A 15,139-nucleotide genomic window follows, 5' to 3' on the forward strand; every position below is an offset into this window, starting at 1 on the left:
TTTGATTCCTACGACAACACAATGGTCTGCCATAAACTGGGATCAGCATCCACGGGAAACTCCAGCCCCACTGTCAGAAACTGATCAGGAATTCCATGGTGAATCCATCGATAGTAAAAGCTGAGTCGCGGACTGCCGATCGGATCAAACCCTTCCAGCTTTCCAGCCGGTAGCCAGACTTCCAGGTCATATCCCTGGGCATCGACTCGACTACGACAGGGAATTTCATCGGGGTTAGCCAGTGCTTGCTCATCTTTCGCTCGAGCGATCGGCTGTTGAATCACGACTCCCTTTTGCGCCCCTTTTGTCGTTGTGGGGAGGCAACAGAAGTGGTGGCAGAACCGGGAAGCACGATGAATGTTTTGCGTATTTCGCGTATCGATCCAGATCTGCAGGCCATCGGTCGAACTCGCCTGCAATGGGTTCGAGACCGGTCGATCAGGGAGATTCCCAGCCAGGCAGCGCACACCCAACCCCTCAGCATTCCAACCGAGATAAATTTCGAGTGAGTTTCCCGCTGTCCCAGTGCCCAGCTTAACTCTCTGCAATCGATGCTGGGAATCGATGGGAACCCAGTTCGCAGAATCTTTCTTCCACGGATCAAGCCTGGGGACTGGCCATTCAAATCGAAATGCAAATAACGCAGGAATCACTGGGCGAATTTCCATGTGAAGAAACTGAAATGCATCATCTCTTCATGAATCATGGAACTCCCGGCCAGTTTTCGCAAATCCACCTGCCATCAATTGGCCCAACTCACGGGACGGGAGCTTTCAGCGGCAGGTCTTCCTGTGGAATCACAATGGGTGGAGGAGCCAGAGGCAAGCCGCCCACTTCTGTCACAGGCACGATTGCCTCGACATCCGCTGGATCGACTGGCGGAGGAGGTGGTGGCAACCCGATCACAGATAGACCTGAGTTGGAAATCAGTGTGGTTGGATCGGTCGGCAGAACAGTGGGTGGCCCGCCCGTCAGTTGCCAATACCACTGGGCCAACTCGCTGTCAGATTCCTTCAATTTCTCAATCGAGTTCCCCACCCAGAACCGCTCTCGTCCTGAGGTGTTTGTTCGAGGCTGCCAACTGATGGCAATCGTGCCATCGACATCATCCCGAATATCAATGCGCCCGCCATGAATATCGGCCTGGATTTGCCTTGGCTGAGATTCACTTGAAGGCCACGCTGCACTCGACTGGGGAACAACCACTGGCAACCTGGCAATTTCACGGATGCGGATCGGTTCGGGCTGAGCCACCCGTTCTGCTTCGGGTTGAGCGGGTACTTCTTGGATAAGTCCATCGGGATGGTCTTCGACAGGCAATCCCTCCTGTTCCCGTTTCTGTCTCTCACGGGCTAAGCCACGCTGCCTGGCACGGTTAGCCACTTCTCCTTTGAGAAACTCCACAAAAATTTCATACCCCTCGGGCTGATTCGATTTCAGATCGGGCAGACTCCTTGCCCTCCAGATACGGGAAGATGTTCCTTCCGGAGTACTGACGGAGAGTGAAATATGAATTTCACCGCTGGGATCGCGACTGACTTTGATCACTCGCGATGGGGCTGGAGTGTGTCCTGCAGCATCCGTACTCGTGACTGGCGATGCATGACCATCGACCGGTGCGGCGATCTGGGGGGTTGCGACGGGATCCTGATCCGTCGCAAAGCCTTCGGGCATCATCACCAGAGAAGATGATGACAGGAAACAGATCGCTAAGAGATGACGATAATCGGCCATGATTTGACCCCATCCGTGGGAAGTGTGCCGATATCGTACATCTGGCAATCCCCATCGAACAGAGCAGATTTTCGGAACGGCAACTTTTGCCAGACATTCATCTTGAACGGACAAAACTATTTGCTGGCAGCACTGCGTTTAGCTTCTGCCTCTTTCCAGAGTGGGCCGTAAACTTCCTTATCAAAGGGCGGGCAACCCGTGGCGTACTGTCCCCAGGGGTGATCTTTGGTACGCATCAGATTTGTGCAATACGAAAAAGTTCGACAGACGGTCTTCCGGTTCAATGCCCCGTTCTTCGCCAGATGGATCGCAAAATCAGGCTGAGAAAGTGAACCTCTCCCCAGCCCCACAAATTGACAACGGCCTTGCTTCACATTGGCAGCCCCAATTTCAAAAGCGTAATCCTGCAGCCAACTGTACCCACTCCCCACCACCGGAACTGCACCGGCGGCCTTCTGCACTTCTTTTGTCACTTCAAAGTGCCGCAATACTCCCAAAAGTGGATGTTCGGGGGCGTGATAACCATCGACTGGTGGCTGTTCAGCAGGTCGCACATAATGCGGGCAGGCATACGGGTTCCCGACTGAGACATTGATCAGCGAAATACCTGCATCCACCAACCTCCGTACCACTTCCAGTGGCTCTGTCAGGTCGATCTGCAGGGGATCGGTGCAACTGGCACCAAAGCTGGTTTCAATGGGGAAAGTGACTGGAATCGGCTGCCCGACAAACTCCTCACCTTGTCCTTTGAAGGGGATACCATCGAAGACATTCATACGCGTTGCCAGAATCAGGCTGGGGACTTCCGCACGAATGGCTTTGATCACATCGAGAACCAGCCGCATTCGATTTTCGAGACAACCGCCATAACTTCCCGGCCGAATTCTGGCTGCCAGAAGCTCGGATAACAGATATCGGTGGCACTGCTTGATATCGATAAAATCGCAACCGATCTGATAAGCCCGGCGGGCCGCCAGAACATACAGCTCGCCAATCTGTTCTAACTCAGCATCCGTCAGTACGGGCTTGTCGGCAGCGACGAGTTGCCCCGTTTGCTTATCGATGGTCACCAGATCCAGAATCGGGTCGCGCATGGCCAGCAGTGGTGTGCGGTAGCTGTAGCGGCCGGAATGCGTCAATTGCAGACCCAGCAGCAGATCCTGAGTCGAGAAGCCCGCCTCTTGATGAGCCAGCCGACAATCGTTGAGCATCTTTTCTAGCAGGGGCATCGTTTCTTCAGAAATCAGCAGTTGCCGCGGATTCATCCGCCCGCGTTCTTCAATCGCCGTCGCCTCACCCCAGATCAGTTTTGCACCGCCAGCTCCAAAGCGTACGTATCGCCTGAAAGTCAGCTCATCGGGAAAACCCGCAGGTGTTCCATCACAACCTTCCATCGGCTGAATGCACAATCGGTTACCGACCTCGCGGCCACCAACCGGCAGCGATTGAAACAGCGGCGATAAATCTTGAGTCGCTTCCAGGCGATGACCCAACCGGGCGGCATCGGCAATCACATCGTCTGAAGATTTGTACTTGAAGTAGCGAGCCAAGTTTCACCTCAAAAGCTGTCGATCTGTATCACTCAGGTAAACGAAATGTCTGCTGTAATCTCAGGATGAAGCGACATTTCTTGCAGGATTCATGATTTCCTGGGACGGAAAGCCACGAGTCGTTCGGGACGAGTATCGAAGACTGGGCCGCCAATCAGTTCAATGCAATAAGGAACGGCTGCGAAAACTCCATCGAGACATTCACGAATGGCGCGGGGTTGTCCGGGGAGATTGATCATCAATGAACGACCGCGAATCCCGGCCGTCTGTCGCGAAAGGATGGCTGTGGGAACTTTCTCCAGCGAAACCTTCCGCATTAACTCTCCAAAACCAGGGAGCAGCTTTGTGCAGACAGCGGTTGTCGCTTCCGGAGTCACATCCCGCAGGGCAGGCCCGGTTCCTCCAGTCGTCACTATCAAGCTACAGTTCGATTGATCAGCAAGTTCGATCAGCGTCGCTTCAATCAGAGGCTGTTCATCGGCAATCAGGCGGTAATCGGCCTCATACTCACATGTAAGAACATCATCAAGGTATTCTCTGATGGCGGGGCCGCCCCGATCTTCATAAACGCCCTGGCTGGCACGATCAGAGATTGTCACGATCCCGACTCGCAGCATCTCACTTCCTCAGATGAACACAACTTCCTGTTAACTCTTGCGACCGCAGAAGTATTGAGGAATCCAGATGATATCAGGGTTCCTATCGCTGGGGAGTGCTCGGACTGACATTTGTCGTGGATATACCTCAGAGGGGTGATGCTGGCTATTCATCAGCACCCAGATACGAGCGATCCATCCCCAGCAGAATCCGCAGTGAAGTGGCGGCCACACCCAGCGCAATTCCAATCACGATCGCTCTCTGTCCGGAGGTATTGATCACACTCATGATGACAAAATCGGTCAATGCAGCGAAAGAATAGGCATCACCAACGGGTGCTGACAAAATTGTGCCGGCATAAGATCGCCCCAGCAGCACCACGAGAGCCGTCACCAGCAGCAGAGCCGCTTCAGTGCTCTTTGCGCGAAAGGCACGAAAGGCCGCCGAGGCCACGAAAAACGACAACAATGCGAACATCGTGCTTGTCGATGGTTTGATGATGTACTCATACAGCCACCAGATGACTCCCGGCTGATCTTCAAAACTTCCAGCCCACGCATATTCCGGAAACTGAGGCGTCAGGGGCACACCCAGTTTCAATAGACCCGCCACCAAGGTGACGAGAAAACCAGCCAGAGTGAGAGCGGAGTATCCCCAGCCCGGCTTCTGGTTGTAGATCAGATTCGAATGATGCATGAAGAGATTGGCCCCGCCCAGCAGCATGGCAATGGCTGCCAGGATCAGGAACCACGACTCCACAACGGCACTCATCCACTCCAGCCTGGGTGAGAAAAATGAAACTACCATGATGAGCCCGGTCAACATGGCAATCAGCATTGGTATTTGCCGTTTGAACATCAGTCGCTTGATCTTCCCGAAATATGACTCACCGAAGAAAACTTAAAGTGAAGGATCCAGAGGAAGCGGGTCGAAAGCCTTCATTCAACGGACGCTTTTCGAGCGAAAATCATCGCAATTTGCCGTTGAAATCAATCTCTCCCCAGAATCTGATGATACAGAACGTCATAGGCTATTTGGGGGTATGGCCCTAATCCTTCAAACTGCACGAGAGTGATGAGCAGGCATCCTGCCAACAGCAAAGTCACTGCCAGTGCTTTTCCCAGATCCTGTCCCTGCAGACTCCCAAGTTGCTGTGGCTCACCAGAAAGATAGGCGGAAGCGGCAAACAATTCCTCTCCCAGAAGTGTGTAATCACACGATGCCACAAAAAACGGAAGTTGCGACGATTCAGCAGTCCCGGCAATTTGAATCGCACCGACAGAATTTCCATTTTCCGCTAGCAGTAGTGATTCCGCAAAAAACTGGCCCATATAAAAGCAAGCTGCTGGCTTTTCCCGCTGTGTCCAGCCGCAAACTTCAGCCACATAAGCAAACTGTTCATCGGTGATGTATCGAACCGAGTCATCGTTATAGACGTCCGGCTTGCCGGCTTCGATGCATGCCGCCTGAACCACTTCACGGGCAGCCGTCATCACCAGTGACCTGGCCGTTGGAACATGCACATTGTTCTCATACGCTGCCGACTCCTTCGCGACTGACGATAGGACACTCAGACCGGCCACGGTCTGCAATTCATTCAAATCCATGATTCCGGGGACGAACAACACGGGACGCCCCATTTCGGTTGCCCGCCCCACAGCTTCTTCAATCGCCTTCAAACCGGCAATCGGTCGGACATAAACTTTGGCACCCATTCTCGCGCGGAAGGTGCAGATCAACACGCTGAAACAGACCGCCAGCACCAGAATGAGTGACCAGAACCTTTTCTCAGAGAATAGCTTCGAGGCCGTATCTTCAAGGGGATTTTCTGCGGCCTCATTGGCAGGAGGCGTGGCCATCTCTGCTGAAGGAGTGACCACATCGGAAGAGGACTCCATCTGAACATCAGACTGAGTCGTGGTGGGGACTCCGGGAGTTTCCTGCAGGGTAATCGTTTCGGCCGCTTGCGATATCGCATTCAAAGGAAGCGAGCAAATGGCCAAGACCCACATCATGGCCAAAGAACAATTCAACCATCGCCAAACGGAACGCAAAGCGTTACCGGTTGAGGAGTGCACCCTGCCTGACAACCATTCAAGATGTGACGATCCCATCGGTCAGGTCTCCAGTAATTCAACGTTTGCGCGGGGTACTGTCACATGACGACCATCGGCCAGAGCCACAATCAACACACGTGCTTTCGCACCCGAATCGAGCAGCAGCGGCTCATGCGGCAATTTCAAAACCTTACCAATCACTCCGAACCACGGATCTCGGATGATGCGTACGGCTGCACCATCGGTCAAAAACACCGGTTCCTGTGATCGACCTGTTTCTACCGAGATCGCCAAATTGTTCTGTTCGACTTCCGGAATCACGACTTCGGGCCGCATCACACCGGCACGAATTTGAGTGGCCCCATTGCAGGAGCCGTAGCAACCAACTTTTGATTTGAAGAGTTCAAAAGTTCGTCTGGCCATCGGGATCTCACCAAAGCCTTCGGTGATGACCAGAGTCGTACCAAGTTTTTCAGTACCGGTAATCGCGACCCCCAGATCATACCCCAGAATCTCACGCAAGTCGGAATCATCAATCCCTCCCGAAACCAGAGCTGAGATTCCCAGATGAGCCGCTTTACGAACAGCCCCTTCCGTCATGCGACCGCCGCCAACGACAATTTTCCCCCGGTAACTGCTATTCAAGCGATCTTCTGTCAAAGTCTCCTCGGGTGATTGGCCAGCGAGTACAATTTCGCCATAGGCTTCGGAACCAATTCCAAATATCCCCTGGACGACAGCGGCCCGACTGGTGACCACCACACCTTCTTGAGGAACAACTTCAGTCACAACTCCACTCAAATAAGCAGCCACCTCGATGACTTGTGGTTCACTGCGAATGAGGACCTGCCCGGTAATGGGAGAAATCGATTCGACCACACCGCCACAGGGGGCACAGACACTGCGAGGCGACCAGCCGAAAAGCCCACCGGTCCATGCCAATTCCTCATCCATCGAAATCGGGTCGCCCAATTTCTTGAGAAGGAATTTGGGGACATCGCTGGGAGAAACCTGCAGCAGGCGGGCGATATTGACTGGGTACGGCTCACCGGGGAGCTGTGCCCGAGCCACTCCCTGCCGAGCACTGACAACATCTCCCACAGAAGCCAGTACTTCGCCAGGAATCGGCAGTAATCGCTTCGAATGCCAGACGGTCTGGCGGCTGATTGTCAGTCCTGGGACGTAGGCTTTCGCCATGCTGAACTTTCTGTTGGAAACTTCGCATTGTTCTACAGAACTTGCCACAAGCTCACAAATCAAAAATTGCCTCTGTGAGCTAAGTGAGATTCGGCAACTGTCTCTCCTCTTGATCGTTAAGACCGATCCCTTGAATTTTCAGGGCATTGAGCCGCTGGTTTCGTTAAGCTCTCATCTGTTGATAACAGAGTACGAGTGTCGATTTCCCAAATCGATTCCGGCCCCACAACACCGTCGACATGGTCTGATGATCTGAAATGAATTCTCAAGTTGATCTCCTCCAGACACAGCCCCAAATGAACGAAGTGATCATACGCACTCGCGAAAATGGCCCGTTGGTCATTACAGGCCCGGTGACAATCATTGATCATCAGTACTCGCGGTTTGACCTGCCACCGGGAAAGAACATCGCTCTGTGTCGCTGTGGGGCCAGCCAGAACAAGCCTTTCTGTGACGGGGCACATCGACAGTGCGGCTTCATCGCCACAGAACTTGCCACGGGCCACAACTCACCAGATGCTTCGCATTGAAATTTTTTGACCGCACCCATTCGATTAAACCAGACAACTTGAATGACACTTCTTCGAGAAACCATTATGGCTTTGACTGCTCATACAGGATGGATCACCTTCTCAGACTTGTGGCGAATAAGTTGCTCTTCCCGCTGGAGTCATTGCCTTGGTGGTTGTGGTCTGCTGGTGTTGAACCTCATCTGTACAACCCCGCTGGCAGCGCAATCAACAACGACAAACGCTCATCTTCTCGCCCAGGTGACGACCAAAAAAGCTCCACCCGAACCGATCGATCCGGCATCATTGACGAGTATCGAAGAGATCCAGAAGCTGCGACAGGTAAGCCAACTCAAGGATTTAGAACTCCCCCGACCTGCCCAGCCTGCTGACATCCAGGTGTTTCTCAAAGCCATTGACTGGGCTTTGCGTCATGAGGAAATTCGCAACAGCACGCAACGAGATGCACTTCTTCGAGTCACCAGACAAGGGCTGAATCGAGTCGCTGCCGCTGAGAAAAAACAAGCTCCCTGGTTGGCTCCCGGTGGACAGCATGTTCTGGGTTATGTTTCGGAAGTCGACGAATCGATCCAGCCCTATTCGCTCTGGATTCCCGAAGGTTATCAGCAGGAAAGCGCGGATCGATGGCCACTCGAAGTCGTGCTTCACGGCCGAGACAATGATTTGAACGAAGTGAAATTCATTGACCAGCATGAGGGAAAGACTCTCAAGCAGTCTCCGAAACATTTTCGTCTGGAAGTTTTTGGCAGAGGAAATAATGCCTATCGCTGGGCCGGAGAGACAGATGTCTTCGAAGCGATCCGGGATGTGACGAGGCGATTTCGCATTGACGATCAGAGAATCAACCTGTGGGGATTTTCCATGGGTGGTGCCGGTGCCTGGCATCTGGGTGTCCATCATCCGGATCGATGGTCTTCTGTGGGAGCTGGTGCCGGCTTTGCTGATACGATTGTCTACCAGAAGCTCAAAGAGCCCATCGAGTCTCCGCGTCGAGAGCTGTTGCGAATCTACGATGCGATCGACTATGCCCCCAATGCGGGATTAGTTCCCATGATTGGCTACGGTGGATCGGAGGATCCTCAACTCGCGGCCGCACAGACCATGCAGAAAGCGGCTCGTGAAGCGGGAGTGGAGATCCCGGTATTGATCGGGCAGGGGGTGGCACACAAATGGCATCCAGAATCCGAACAGGAGTTTCAGGCTTTTCATGATCGATATCGCCAATCGGGGCGCGTTCGTTTTCCACTGAATCCGAAGATTCGCTTTACGACCTGGACAGTCAAATACCCTGAAGCCGACTGGCTGAAAGTCATTCGACAGGAGTTCCCTTACCAGATTTCGTCGATTGATGCGTATATAAAAAATGACGCTGACCTTGTCGAAGTCTCGACGAAAAACGTGGCGATCCTGAGTGTGGATCGCCAGGCCGCCGAGTCGATCCGGATTGATGGCAGCGAGGTTATGCCTCTAAGGAATGCTGCCGAAGGCTTGCTTCCCGACGTGTATTACGAACTTCGTGGCAACGGTTGGAAACAACTGGAGTACAAAGCCTCGCGCGATGTCGAGATTAATGACATGAGGCACAAGCATCATCGCCTGCAAGGCCCCATTGATGACGCCTTTACTCAACCATTCGTGCATGTGACGGGGAGCGGGCGGGCATGGAATAGCAGTCACGAGGCATACACGAACTGGTCTCTCAAAAGAAGTCAGCAGGAGTTTGATCGATGGCTGCGCGGGAGACCGCCGGCAATTGTGGATAACGGTCTGAGTGATGAGATTCTTATGGACAAAAATCTGATTCTGTGGGGAGATCCCGGGTCAAACACACTGATCGCACGAATTGTCGATCAACTTCCCATCGAATGGACAAAAGACAGAATTGTCGTGAACGGGAAAGAGTTTTCACCCCAGAACCATGCCATCGCGATGATTGTGCCGAATCCACTGAACTCGCTCAAATACGTTGTGATCAACAGTGGTCACACATTCCATGAAGCTGAGTTCAAAGGTTCGAACGCTCAATTATATCCTCGTCTGGGAGATCTGGCGGTTATTCGTTTTGAACAGCAGGAAAACGGCAGTTTTCGGGAAGAAATCGTGGAAAATCTCATTCTCGACAGCCGGTGGCAAATTCCTCAGCAACAACCCGCTGATGCTCAAAAATGATGACAGGTCGTTAACTGCTTGGATTATGTTCCCAAGTGGCGACGACGTGGATATTCGCATAACTCATCGCCATGGATGACGCCAACAGCCTCGCATGAGCGACTGAAGATGTGCGATCGGAGAGTGCGCCGATCGCACGAGATGTAAACCTGCAAATGACCCAACTCCGGCCTGAAGATTAATCAATGGCAAATGAGTTCATCTCATGCTGAGTCTAAGGTTTAACTGCGATCCTTGGCATGGGGTGGCTGGGGTCGAGCGTCTTCGCGAACCCCCAGTTGTTGCCGGCGATTGCTGGGGGTTCGAAGACTCAACCCCAGCCACCCGCCGCGCAGTTGTTGATTCAAATCCGTATTACAACAACTGATTCATATGAACCCGCAATCAGCCAATGAACTCTAACTCGACCGGATGCGGAATGAGTTTGTGTTCATAAGCTCTCGCCAGCAGCAATTTCACAGCTTCACGGCCGCGATCTCCAAAGTCGATCGTCCAGTCGTTCACGTACATACCTACAAAGACATCGGCTTTGTGGTCATCTAGATCTCGACCATACTTCTTGGCGTGGCCTAACGCTTCCTGGCGATGTTCAAGACCATAGACAATGCTCTGTTTGAGCAGAGCCGTGACTTCTTCCATCGCTTTGCGGCCCAGATCACGGCGGATGGCATTACCTCCCAGTGGCAGAGGAAGACCTGTCTTCTGCAGCCACCATTTTCCCAGATCGACCACTAGGCTTAAGCCTTGAGAGGCGTATGTCAACTGGCCTTCGTGAATGATCAGTCCCGCATCAACTTCACCACGCTCGACCACATTCAGAATCTCGTCGAAGGGATAAAGTACGGGAGTAAATCGATCTCCGAGCAGTAATCGCAACGACAAAACGGCTGTGGTCAACTTTCCAGGGATGGCAATTCTCTTGCCAATCAGATCGTCAATTTCCATCGGCTGACGAGCGACAACCATTGGGCCATAATTATCTCCCATGCTACAGCCACAGGCACATAAAGCGTATTTATCGGTCAAATAGGCGTAACCATGCAGACTGACAGCGGAAAGCTCTAACTCCCCACGGAAGGCCCGCTGATTGAGCGTCTCGATATCTTGAAGTTCGTGAGTGAAAACGTACTGGCCGGTCGGAATTTTATCGTTCGCCAATGCATGAAACATGAAGGCATCATCAGGATCAGGACTATGGCCAACACGAATAAGGGTTCGATTATCCACGGATCGCACTTTCACAGCAGTTAACAGGCGAAATTCAGCCATTCACCCTGAAAAGGTGATTTCAGTAAGTTTCCATCCAAATCACGTTTCGTTTTACCGAAGCCGTGGTTGAGTTATAGTCATTTTTTGGCTTAACCGCACACGTCCCGTGCGATTAACATCTGATGAGCACCAATGGTTCACTGGGATTGAGCAATCGACTCGTCACCGCCCGCCATGGGATGACCGAGTGGACGTGAACAAGTGTGGTTCCAATGGGGAGTCGAATTCGATTGTCTGAGCCGGCGCGACCTCCTGTCGATCTCCCATCGACCGTGATTCCTGCCATTGGTGAACCCATCATCAGGCAACTTGTGCACGCGTTCTATCAGCGTGTTCAGCATGATTCACTTGTCGGCGGCATGTATCCTCCCGACGAGTGGGAGGCTGCCGAAACCCGCCTGGCAGACTTTCTGGTCTATCGACTGGGAGGATCACAGGACTACCTCACCAAGAGGGGCGCACCACGGCTGCGCATGAGACATGCCAGCTTCGCGATCACACCAGCTGCCAGAAATCGGTGGATGGAACTGATGACCGAAGCACTCGCCGAAGCCCCTCTCCCACAGCCTTATGCGAACATCGTGACGCAGTTTCTCTCTGAGACAGCCACGTTTCTCATCAACCGAACTGACTCCCACTAGCACAGATCGCAGCTATCCGTTTTTTGAAAGCTGTAGAATTCCTGACAAGTCAAGTCCCTCGTTGTCAGTTGGAGCAATTTCCAGTGGCCAGCTCATGTTTTGCCAACAGATACTGGTCGATATCTGAAGCCCTGAGTGCTGTCAGAACTTTCTGCAGGCAACTCTGCTGTCGCAAGGTCACGGGAATCATGACGTCTGGTGCAGGGCCACGACGCATGAGTCGTCGCGCCAGGATGTCCAGAAGTGGCATGATGCCTTGAGATGTCACTGTCGAAATGGGCAGGGCGTCTGGCCATTGTTGCAGGACGTCGCGATCCATGGGGAGATCGCACTTGTTGAGGAGCACCACCACATCGCGAAACTGGCGGGAAAGCTGTACGTCAGCGGCCTGCAATGATTGACTGGCATCGACCACATACATCACCAGATCCGCCTGCCCGGCAGTGGCCATCGTCTTCTGGATGCCTTCTGCTTCGAGCGGATCTTCACTTTCGCGAACACCTGCGGTATCGGCCAGGTGAACCAGCCAGCCACCGATCGCAGTTGAAGCCCGTACAATATCCCGCGTGGTCCCTGGTTGATCAATCACAATGGAACGCTCGTATCCCAGCAGTCGATTGATCAGGCTCGATTTTCCGGCATTGGGCAAACCGACAATCGAGACGACCCAGCCTTCTGTCAGACGCCGACCGGTCTCCCACCATTTGAGACTCAACTCCACCGATCGGATCGCTTCATTTCGCGATTGGTCATCTGCAGGCCAGTTGATATCTGCTGCGAATTCCGGGAGTTTTTCGAGACTGTGAGCCAGAATCAATTGAGCCGATCTGACAGTCACAGCACGAGTGAGCACCTCTGTGCATTCGGCAACCAGATAGTTTTTGCGGGAGGCCAGTTGCTGCTGCCACGACTGCACGATCACGCCAATTCCCTGCAGCGAAGTCAAAAGGTTTTCGACCGCAGCAGTCCCTCCATGGCAGGAGATTTCCAGCACATCCTTTTCAATTTGAGTCAGGACGACCCCTTCAGCATGTTCTTGCCCCCAGTGGCCATAATGCACACTTTTCTCGGGAAGACTGGTCCAGTTGACCTGCCCTGCAGAGTGAAACAATTGTTGAGCCGAAGAACTCAGGCGACTTAAATCGCCGTGAACACGAACCAGTGCAATCGCAGAACGTCCAGCCGGAGACCACTGTGCCGCTGTAATCTGCGCGACACTCATCTTTTGAGAACTGAGCTGGGCGACGTATTGCTGTCTGCCATGGGCGAGCGGTGGCTGATGTGAGCGTTCCTGGTTCACGAAAACTCCCATCCTGTGCAGAAACGAGGCTCATCCCGTAGTAATGCAAGCCCTGCGAAAATCATGTTGATCACTGAATCGTCTGTCTGGAGAATCACGATTCAGATTAAAACAGCCCTGTATTGGGGCGAGGAGAGTTATTCTCAGATCTCATCGAATCTTCTGAATAAAGTTGTTCAGTGCCGCGTCCTGGTTCGTCATCAACTTGTGTATCAAAAGGTGCCTCTGGCTCTGTGGCTGGAACACGGCTCAAGGTGGCCTCCGTGCGATCTGACGACTTTGGCGGAGTCTTTTCGAGGCTGGTATCAATGGTGCCTTTAATGATCGAATCGATGGGAATTGCCTCTGGCCCGGATCCTTTCAGTTGCGACTGCAGCATCTCAACTTTCGATTCAGCATTCTCCAGAATTTCGCTGCAAACCCGATACAGATGAATGCCCCGCTCAAACCCTTGAAGAGCGTCATTCAGTGGTAACTGGCCTTCATCCAACTGATCAACAATCCCTTGAAGTTCCTCAAGGGCCTCTTCAAAAGAGGGGCCTTCCGTTGATGATGACGATTTTTTGCGAGCCATGTTCATCCTGTCGATTCCGAGGGATTCCATCTGAATTCAAGTGTAACAACCCAACGGAAAAATCAGAGTGACTGATGCTTGAATGCATGATCTCATCACGTTTTAGTTCTCAACTTTCAGGTGGAATCTGCCGACCTTGAGGATCCTGGTCAGGTCGCATCAGATCGTTCGAAAGTTCATGACGCAGTTCCGAAGAAATGTAATGCTCAGCTCGGCTGGCATTATCGTGCCATTGCTCTGGGCGTAAACCCAATCGCTGAGCCAGAAATGTCTCCCAGAGTCGATGCGCACGCACGATCTGTCGCCCTCCCTGACGGCCAATCTCAGTCAGCACATAATGTTGATCTTCGTAGGACATGGCTCCTCTCCTGATCAATTGCCGACTTGCGGCCCAGATTCTCCAGGCGGGCTGCCCGGTTGATTCTGCCACCAGAGATGCCAGATCTTTCGTCGAAACCTGTCGGCCGGCCTCCTCCAATCGATAGAGGACCGCCAGCAGGTCTTCTTCTGCAATTCGCATCTGGGTACGCATCTGCTGACCCAGCCGGCTCAACGCTCCATATTCGGGACTCAACAGGAGCGCCAGCAACAGGCATCCACTGGCCACGAGAACCATCATGCCACTCGTACTGACAGCTTCAATCCCGTCCACACCAATAGATGCCAGCAGTGGGCCAACAAGACTGATGGCCAACACATGACCCATCACAGCCGAAAACAATCCAATGCCCATCGACAGCAGTATCATCGATGGAAAATGGTATGTCAGCAGCCTCGCTGTGGCAGGGGGAATCACCAGCATCCCCAACACCAGCAGACTTCCCACCGTTTGAAACGCCCCCACAATTGTCACCGCCACTAGCACCGCCAGCAGGAGTTGAACACGGGAAGCGGCAATTCCTATCGACTCGGCAAATACGGTATCAAACGTCGAGATCAGCAGTTCTTTGTAAAAGAGCCATAGACAGGTCAGATTGAGAACCAACGTCACCAGGGCCACAACAACACCAATGGGCAGACTGGTTCCTGCAAAGGTCTCAACGACGGCAACCTCCAGATTGCCAAACACTATACAGGCCGGATCGAGATGAATTCGATCGGCCAGTGTTCTTAAAAGCAGCAGGCCCACAGCAAACAATGTGGTAAACACAATACCCAATGCGGTATCTGCGTGGATCGTTCGCAATCTCTGCAACTGCTCAATCAGGATGGAAGCCAATATTCCTGAGACTGCAGCTCCCGCCAAAAGAATGACCACACTCCAGCCACTTCCGGCTGGTAATAATCCACTCAAGAGAAATGCCACGACTACGCCCGGCAAAGCGGCATGACTTACACCATCGGCCAGTAGAGATTGCCTGCGCAAAACCAGAAACGAGCCGGGAATGGCACAAGCCATGGCCACCAGTGCAGCCATCACCACCATCCAGGTATCAATCAGACACCAGGTGGAAAGCGCCTGCAGGATTTGTGTCAGTAACTCCATGGATTTAATTCATGTCACAATCAAGGTTGGCAATT

At 52.8% G+C, this 15,139-nt stretch carries 14 protein-coding genes; 3 read left to right on the forward strand and 11 right to left on the reverse strand.

From position 1 onward, the window contains the following. Positions 1-8 precede the first annotated feature (8 nt). The 7 genes from PLIM_RS22765 to PLIM_RS10260 form a co-directional block, all read right to left on the reverse strand. Positions 9-653 carry a DOMON domain-containing protein gene (locus PLIM_RS22765; RefSeq protein WP_013110240.1) on the reverse strand — a complete coding sequence of 215 codons (645 nt, stop codon included), beginning with the start codon at positions 651-653 and terminating at the stop codon, positions 9-11. 103 nt (positions 654-756) lie between these two features. Further along, positions 757-1,734: a hypothetical protein gene (locus tag PLIM_RS10235; RefSeq protein ID WP_013110241.1), complete on the reverse strand. Its 978-nt coding sequence runs from the start codon at positions 1,732-1,734 to the stop codon at positions 757-759. A gap of 116 nt (positions 1,735-1,850) precedes the next feature. Next, positions 1,851-3,284, reverse strand: coding sequence for an oxidoreductase (locus PLIM_RS10240; protein WP_013110242.1), 1,434 nt, complete (start codon positions 3,282-3,284; stop codon positions 1,851-1,853). A gap of 89 nt (positions 3,285-3,373) precedes the next feature. Beyond that, positions 3,374-3,901, reverse strand: a complete 528-nt coding sequence (gene mog / locus PLIM_RS10245; RefSeq protein ID WP_013110243.1) for a molybdopterin adenylyltransferase — start codon at positions 3,899-3,901, stop codon at positions 3,374-3,376. Between the two features lie 145 nt (positions 3,902-4,046). Then, the gene (locus PLIM_RS10250; protein ID WP_052301683.1) at positions 4,047-4,688 is read right to left on the reverse strand and encodes a hypothetical protein; all 642 of its coding nucleotides are present in this window, start codon (positions 4,686-4,688) and stop codon (positions 4,047-4,049) included. Between the two features lie 182 nt (positions 4,689-4,870). Then, positions 4,871-5,896, reverse strand: coding sequence for a DUF6754 domain-containing protein (locus PLIM_RS22770; RefSeq protein ID WP_148227063.1), 1,026 nt, complete (start codon positions 5,894-5,896; stop codon positions 4,871-4,873). Between the two features lie 102 nt (positions 5,897-5,998). Then, positions 5,999-7,135: a hypothetical protein gene (locus PLIM_RS10260; protein ID WP_041401561.1), complete on the reverse strand. Its 1,137-nt coding sequence runs from the start codon at positions 7,133-7,135 to the stop codon at positions 5,999-6,001. A 257-nt stretch (positions 7,136-7,392) separates the two neighbouring features. On the opposite strand from PLIM_RS10260, the gene PLIM_RS10270 reads away from it, so the two are divergent. After that, the gene (locus PLIM_RS10270; protein ID WP_013110247.1) at positions 7,393-7,665 is read left to right on the forward strand and encodes a CDGSH iron-sulfur domain-containing protein; all 273 of its coding nucleotides are present in this window, start codon (positions 7,393-7,395) and stop codon (positions 7,663-7,665) included. Between the two features lie 66 nt (positions 7,666-7,731). After that, positions 7,732-9,834, forward strand: a complete 2,103-nt coding sequence (locus PLIM_RS10275) for an alpha/beta hydrolase-fold protein (RefSeq protein WP_013110248.1) — start codon at positions 7,732-7,734, stop codon at positions 9,832-9,834. 384 nt (positions 9,835-10,218) lie between these two features. Here PLIM_RS10275 and PLIM_RS10280 read toward each other — a convergent pair whose 3' ends face one another. Next, positions 10,219-11,103: a menaquinone biosynthesis family protein gene (locus PLIM_RS10280; protein WP_052301550.1), complete on the reverse strand. Its 885-nt coding sequence runs from the start codon at positions 11,101-11,103 to the stop codon at positions 10,219-10,221. Between the two features lie 212 nt (positions 11,104-11,315). On the opposite strand from PLIM_RS10280, the gene PLIM_RS10285 reads away from it, so the two are divergent. Next, positions 11,316-11,744: a globin domain-containing protein gene (locus PLIM_RS10285; RefSeq protein ID WP_148227064.1), complete on the forward strand. Its 429-nt coding sequence runs from the start codon at positions 11,316-11,318 to the stop codon at positions 11,742-11,744. Between the two features lie 64 nt (positions 11,745-11,808). Here PLIM_RS10285 and PLIM_RS22775 read toward each other — a convergent pair whose 3' ends face one another. From PLIM_RS22775 to PLIM_RS10300, 3 genes are all read right to left on the reverse strand, one after another. Beyond that, positions 11,809-13,044: a GTPase gene (locus PLIM_RS22775; RefSeq protein WP_013110251.1), complete on the reverse strand. Its 1,236-nt coding sequence runs from the start codon at positions 13,042-13,044 to the stop codon at positions 11,809-11,811. A 106-nt stretch (positions 13,045-13,150) separates the two neighbouring features. Next, the gene (gene xseB, locus PLIM_RS23670) at positions 13,151-13,618 is read right to left on the reverse strand and encodes an exodeoxyribonuclease VII small subunit (RefSeq protein ID WP_013110252.1); all 468 of its coding nucleotides are present in this window, start codon (positions 13,616-13,618) and stop codon (positions 13,151-13,153) included. A gap of 109 nt (positions 13,619-13,727) precedes the next feature. Further along, entirely contained in the window at positions 13,728-15,104 is a 1,377-nt protein-coding gene (locus PLIM_RS10300; protein ID WP_013110253.1) for a metal ABC transporter permease, read from the reverse strand. Positions 15,105-15,139: the final 35 nt, after the last annotated feature.

The organism is Planctopirus limnophila DSM 3776 (assembly GCF_000092105.1).
Taxonomy (GTDB): domain Bacteria; phylum Planctomycetota; class Planctomycetia; order Planctomycetales; family Planctomycetaceae; genus Planctopirus; species Planctopirus limnophila.

Excerpts from the sequence above, each read along its gene's own strand:
- PLIM_RS10300 (WP_013110253.1), bottom strand. The coding sequence starts at position 15,104 with ATGGAGTTACTGACACAAATCCTGCAGGCGCTTTCCACCTGGTGTCTG.
- PLIM_RS10235 (WP_013110241.1), bottom strand. The coding sequence starts at position 1,734 with ATGGCCGATTATCGTCATCTCTTAGCGATCTGTTTCCTGTCATCATCT.
- PLIM_RS10270 (WP_013110247.1), top strand. The coding sequence starts at position 7,393 with ATGAATTCTCAAGTTGATCTCCTCCAGACACAGCCCCAAATGAACGAA.
- xseB (WP_013110252.1), bottom strand. The coding sequence starts at position 13,618 with ATGGCTCGCAAAAAATCGTCATCATCAACGGAAGGCCCCTCTTTTGAA.
- PLIM_RS10280 (WP_052301550.1), bottom strand. The coding sequence starts at position 11,103 with ATGGCTGAATTTCGCCTGTTAACTGCTGTGAAAGTGCGATCCGTGGAT.
- PLIM_RS10285 (WP_148227064.1), top strand. The coding sequence starts at position 11,316 with ATGGGGAGTCGAATTCGATTGTCTGAGCCGGCGCGACCTCCTGTCGAT.
- PLIM_RS10260 (WP_041401561.1), bottom strand. The coding sequence starts at position 7,135 with ATGGCGAAAGCCTACGTCCCAGGACTGACAATCAGCCGCCAGACCGTC.
- PLIM_RS10275 (WP_013110248.1), top strand. The coding sequence starts at position 7,732 with ATGGCTTTGACTGCTCATACAGGATGGATCACCTTCTCAGACTTGTGG.
- mog (WP_013110243.1), bottom strand. The coding sequence starts at position 3,901 with ATGCTGCGAGTCGGGATCGTGACAATCTCTGATCGTGCCAGCCAGGGC.
- PLIM_RS22770 (WP_148227063.1), bottom strand. The coding sequence starts at position 5,896 with ATGATGTGGGTCTTGGCCATTTGCTCGCTTCCTTTGAATGCGATATCG.
- PLIM_RS10250 (WP_052301683.1), bottom strand. The coding sequence starts at position 4,688 with ATGGTAGTTTCATTTTTCTCACCCAGGCTGGAGTGGATGAGTGCCGTT.